The organism is Streptomyces sp. NPDC056527 (assembly GCF_042794475.1).
Taxonomy (GTDB): Bacteria; Actinomycetota; Actinomycetes; order Streptomycetales; family Streptomycetaceae; genus Streptomyces.
Window position 1 is genome coordinate 1 of the sequence record NZ_JBHTTQ010000110.1, and the last position, 5,572, is coordinate 5,572.

General features: G+C 73.7%; 2 protein-coding genes and 1 pseudogene. All 3 read right to left on the reverse strand.

Annotated elements, in window-relative coordinates; genetic code table 11:
• Positions 1-73 precede the first annotated feature (73 nt).
• A complete protein-coding gene (locus tag ACFQ7Q_RS32350) occupies positions 74-3,634 on the reverse strand; it encodes a ribonuclease E/G (protein WP_383561407.1) in 3,561 nt (1,186 codons plus the stop codon).
• 234 nt (positions 3,635-3,868) lie between these two features.
• On the reverse strand, positions 3,869-4,693 hold the full coding sequence (locus ACFQ7Q_RS32355) for a TIGR03936 family radical SAM-associated protein (RefSeq protein ID WP_383561409.1): 825 nt from the start codon (positions 4,691-4,693) through the stop codon (positions 3,869-3,871).
• Positions 4,694-4,816: 123 nt separating this feature from the next.
• Positions 4,817-5,572, reverse strand: a pseudogene (locus ACFQ7Q_RS32360) (hypothetical protein); the annotation flags it as partial.

Sequence of the window (5,572 nt, forward strand, 5' to 3'; positions counted from 1 at the left end):
GGTTAATTTGGGTTGACTTCCCCGTGGGGGGGGGGGGGGGCCGCCCCCCCGGGGCGGCCCCCCCCCGGCCGTGTCAGTCCTGCGCGGGGGCGGCCGTCTTCTTGGTGGCCGCCTTCTTCGCAGTCGTCTTCTTCGCCGCGGTCTTCTTGGTCGCCACCGTCTTCTTGGTGGCGGCCTTCTTCGCGGTGGCCTTCTTGGCCGTCTTGCGGGCGGCCGTCTTCTTGGCCGGGGCGGGAGCCTCGGCCTCGGACTCGGCGGCGGGCGCCTCGACCGGTGCCGGGGTCTCGACCACGAGGACGGCGGCCTCCTCGGCGCCCGAGGGCGAGCCGGCGGGAGCGGTCACCTTGCGGACGACCCGGCGACGGGCCCTCGGCGGGGCGGCCACGGGGGCCTCCTCGACGACGGGCTCGGGCGCGGCCTCGACGACCGGCTCCGGGGCGGCGGCGGGCTCGACGACCGGCACCTCGATGACGGGCTCCGGAGCCGCCGCCGGCGAACCGGCCGGGGCCGTCGCCTTACGGGTGGCACGTCGGCGCGCACGGGGGGCCGGGGCGGCCTCCTCGACGACCGGGGTCTCGACCACGGCCTCGACGACGGGCTCGGGCTCCACGACGGGCTCGGGCTCGACCACGACCGGCGCCGGGGCCGCCGCGACCGGAGAACCGGCCGGCGCGGACACCTTGCGGGTCGCCCGACGGCGGCCGCGACCACGAGTGGCGGCGGCCTCGGCCTCGGCGGCGCTGCTGTACAGCTCCTCGTCGGCGCGGAAGGGCTCCTCCACGGCCACCGGGGCGGCGATCTCCGCGGCCACCTCGGCCTCGGTCTCGACCGTCTCGGCCTCGGACTCCGTCTCCACGGCCTCGACGTGCTCGTGCTCGTGGTGCTCGGCACCGCCACGGCCGCGCTTCTTCGACCGCTTGCCGCCGCCACCGCCGCCGGGGGCGGTCGGCTGCTCCATGTGCACGATGACGCCACGGCCGTTGCAGTGGACGCAGGTCTCGGAGAAGGACTCCAGCAGACCCTGGCCGACCCGCTTACGGGTCATCTGGACCAGGCCCAGCGAGGTGACCTCGGCCACCTGGTGCTTGGTCCGGTCACGGCCCAGGCACTCCAGGAGGCGGCGCAGCACCAGGTCGCGGTTGGACTCCAGGACCATGTCGATGAAGTCGATGACGACGATGCCGCCCAGGTCGCGCAGGCGCAGCTGGCGCACGATCTCCTCGGCCGCTTCGAGGTTGTTCCTCGTCACGGTCTCTTCGAGGTTGCCGCCCTGGCCGGTGAACTTGCCGGTGTTGACGTCGACGACGATCATCGCCTCGGTCTTGTCGATCACCAGCGAGCCACCGCTCGGCAGCCAGACCTTGCGGTCCAGCGCCTTCATCAGCTGCTCGTCGATCCGGTACGTCGCGAAGACGTCGAACTCGCTCGTCCACTTGGACAGGCGGTCGGTCAGATCCGGGGCGACGTGGTTCACGTACCCGTGGATGGTCTCCCAGGCGTCGTCGCCGCTGACGATGACCTTCGAGAAGTCCTCGTTGAAGATGTCGCGGACGACACGGACGGTCATGTCCGGCTCGCCGTAGAGAAGGGTCGGAGCGTTGCCGTTCTTCGCCTTCTTCTGGATGTCCTCCCACTGGGCCTGCAGACGCTCGACGTCGCGGCGCAGCTCGTCCTCGCTCGCGCCCTCGGCGGCGGTGCGCACGATGACGCCCGCGTCCTCGGGGACGATCTTCTTGAGGATGGTCTTCAGCCGGGCGCGCTCGGTGTCCGGGAGCTTGCGGCTGATGCCGGTCATCGAGCCCTCGGGGACGTACACGAGGTAGCGGCCCGGCAGGGAGACCTGGCTGGTCAGACGCGCGCCCTTGTGACCGATCGGGTCCTTCGTCACCTGGACGAGGACCGACTGGCCGGACTTGAGGGCGGTCTCGATGCGGCGCGGCCCGTTGGCCATGCCGAGCGCCTCGAAGTTGACCTCGCCGGCGTACAGGACGGCGTTGCGGCCCTTGCCGATGTCGACGAAGGCGGCCTCCATGGACGGCAGCACGTTCTGGACCTTGCCCAGGTAGACGTTGCCGACGTACGAGGTGGCCTGCTCCTTGTTGACGTAGTGCTCGACGAGCACGTTGTCTTCCAGGACGCCGATCTGGGTGCGCTCGCCGTTCTGGCGGACGACCATGACGCGCTCGACGGCCTCACGGCGGGCCAGGAACTCGGCCTCGGTGATGATCGGGACGCGGCGGCGGCCCTGCTCGCGGCCTTCGCGGCGGCGCTGCTTCTTCGCCTCCAGGCGGGTCGAGCCCTTGATGGACTGGACCTCGTCGGACGGCTCGGCCTTCTCACGGGCCGGGCGGGGCTCGCGGACCTTGACGACCGTACGGACGCCGTCCTCCTCGCCCGCCTCGGTCTCGCCGGAGGCGTCACCGCTGCGGCGGCGACGACGGCGACGGCGACGGGAGCTGCTGCTGCCGCCCGTGGAGGTGCCGCCCTCGTACTCGTCGGACTCCTCCGCCTCCTCCTCGGACTCCTCGTCCTCGGCGCGGGCCTCCTCCGCCTCTTCGGTCTCCTCGGTGTCATCCGCCTCGGCGAGCTCACCGCGACGACGGCGACGGCCACCACGACGGCGACGGCGGGACGGGCGGTCCTCGTACTCGTCGGACTCCTCGGCCTCCGCCTCGGGCTCCTCGGCCTCGACCTCGGGCTCGTCGGCGACGGTGGCCGGCACCGGCTCGACGGCGACGGGCTCGGCGGGCTCGCCACGACGGCGACGACGGCGACGACCGGCGGGCTCGGGACGCTCGACCGGCTCGACGACGGCGGTGGTCTCCTCGACCTCGACCGTCTCCTCCTCGTCCTCCTCCGGCTCCACGGCCACGGCGGCAGCGGCGGCGGCCGCGGTCTCCGGGGTCTGGAACATGGGCTCGGTGAAGACCGGGGCCTGGAAGACGGCGACGGCGGGGCGCGCGGCGCGGCGGCCGCGGGGCTCCTCCTCCGCCTTGGGGGCGGAGACCGGCTCGGCGGTGAACTGCGGCGACGACGCGCGACGGCGGGTCCGGCCACGGGTGGCGGCCTTCTCGGCGGCGGCGACCTCGGGCTCGGCCTCTTCGGTGGTGATCTGCGCGACGGTCTCGGACGGCAGGCTCTCGCCGGCCGTCTCGGCGACCGGCTCCGGGGAGGTGGCCTTACGGGTCGCACGGCGACGCGTACGAGCGGGCGCCGCCGGCTCCTCGACCGGAGCCTCCTCGACCACGGGCGCGACCTCGGCAGCGGCGGCGGTCTCCGTCTCGGCGACCGGCTCCGGGGAGGTGGCCTTACGGGTCGCACGGCGACGCGTACGAGCGGGGGCGGCCGGCTCCTCGACGGGAGCCTCGGCCGGGGCGGCCTCAGCAGCGGCCTCGACCACGGGCTCCGCGGACGTGGCCTTGCGGGTCGCACGACGGCGGGGACGCGCGGGGGCGGCCGGCTCCTCCGTGGGCTCCGGAGTGGCGGCGGGCGTCTCCACGACGACCTCGGCCGCGTTCTCGGTGACCTCCGCCGTCACCGGCGGACCGGCGGGGCGGGAAGCGGCGCGGCGCCTACGGCGCGGCGGCAGCTTGTCACCAGGTGCGTTGTTGTTCTCTTCGTTCGGCTCGAGCATGCGGGCGGTTCTCCCGTCACGCTCCCGGGCGCCGCGCCTTGTTCCGGTCCGGCGGCACGATCACGCACGATGCGCGGTGCCGCCGTCCGGGGCGCGGGCGCCGCACGGGAGCTGATGTCTGGCTCGCCGGTTCCGTACGCGTTGTACGTACGGCCTGGCGAAAGTCTCCTGGTCAGTGCGCTGCCCGACCCAGGTGGCTCCCGAGTGCCAGGGCTGCGCTACAACGACCGCTCCCTACGCGGAACCTGCACCCGGCGCCGTCGCTGAGGCGGTCGCGGCGGCCGTGGGTGAAGCGGCCGTGACTGCCTCGCGGTCGGGCGCGAGCGGGTCGGTCACCGTGCCGGACTCCTCGTCGAAGAGCCCCTGCGCCAGCCTGGTCACCGCTGCGGGGACCGGCGGCGCCAGGTCGGCCACAGCTCGGAGACCGGACAGGACGTCGTCGGGTCGTACGGCAGGTGTCACGTGCCGAACAACCAGCCGCAGTATCGCACAGGCATTGTCCGAGGACACAGCAAGCTGCGCGGCGCCGGCCGCTCCGGTGGAGCCGCCGCCTGCGGCGGGCTCGGGACGATCGGCGACGAGGTCGACGACGGCCGAGCGGGCGTCGAAGGTGCGGATGCCGTTCTTGGTCTTGCGCTGCACCTCGACGGCGTCGGCCGCGAGAAAGGCCGACACGGCCTTCTCGGCGTCCTCCAAGGCGACCCCTTCGAGCCGCAGCTCCCACACGGAGGCGGTGAGCCGGTCGGCGAGTCCCGAGGTACGGGCCTCGACGGCATCGGTGATGTCGAGGCCGTCCGGGAGCGACTCGTCGAGCAGGACGCGCAGGATCTCCGGATCCCGCGCCTCGGTGAGCGCGATCTCCAGGAACTCTGCCTCGGAGCCCGTACCCGTGGGGGCGGCGTTGGCGTACGACACCTTGGGGTGCGGGGTGAAGCCGGCCGAGTACGCCATGGGCACCTCGGCTCGGCGCAGCGCACGCTCGAAGGCGCGCTGGAAGTCACGGTGGCTGGTGAACCGGAGGCGGCCGCGCTTGGTGTAGCGCAGTCGGATGCGCTGCACCGCCGGTGCGGGCGGCGGGCCTTCGGGCTGTCGCTTGCCCAGTGGTTCTTCTCCTCGGTGCGGGGCGGGCGCGGTGGCGCGCCGCCCACGAAATGCGGGTGGCCTCTGGGGGGCCCGACCGGCTCACCCCTGCTTTCGCAGGGAGATCTCGGGTGCGGGCGCCGCGCCGGAGGCGGTTGTTGTACTACCCAGAGTACGCGCAGGGGCCACCACCGGTTCCCCAGGCTCGGTCACCCGGGCTCCGCCGACCAGGGCGCGCCAGGCGTCGCGGCGGGCCTGCCGCACGGTCGCGCGTGCCGAGCGGAGCGCGTCCCGGGCGGCCCGCCCGGCTTCGACGGCCGCCCGCTTGGCGGGCGCCCACACCTGGTCGCGGACCCAGTGGCCGACGGGGGTGCAGACGGCGCGGTAGATCCAGGTCACGGGCCGGCCGAGGAGATTCCGGACCACCCACTTGAGTGCCCGGCCGACGGCCCGGGAGATGAACCCCGCGATCCGCCAGCAGACCCGGAAGGCGTCCGCGATCTCCCGCCCGAGGGGCGCGAGGACCCGGCGCCAGAGCCATCCGAGGGGCAGGACGATCCCGTACCGCCACAGGGCGACCCAGGGCCAGACGAAAAGTGCCTTGGCGAGAAACACCAAAGCGTGGCCGAGGCCGGTGAAGAGCCACGTCAGCCCGTGGCCGAGCGGGGTGAGGACGGCCCGGTAGAGCCAAGCGACGGGCATCGCGATCCCGTACCGGGCCACCGGGACGACGACGTAGCGCCACAGCGCGGTGCCGAGCGGGGCGAGGATCCACCGGTACGCCCAAGCCGCGGGGACCCCGATCCCGTACCGGGCGACCGGCACGAGCACGTAACGCCACAGCCCCACCCACGGCCA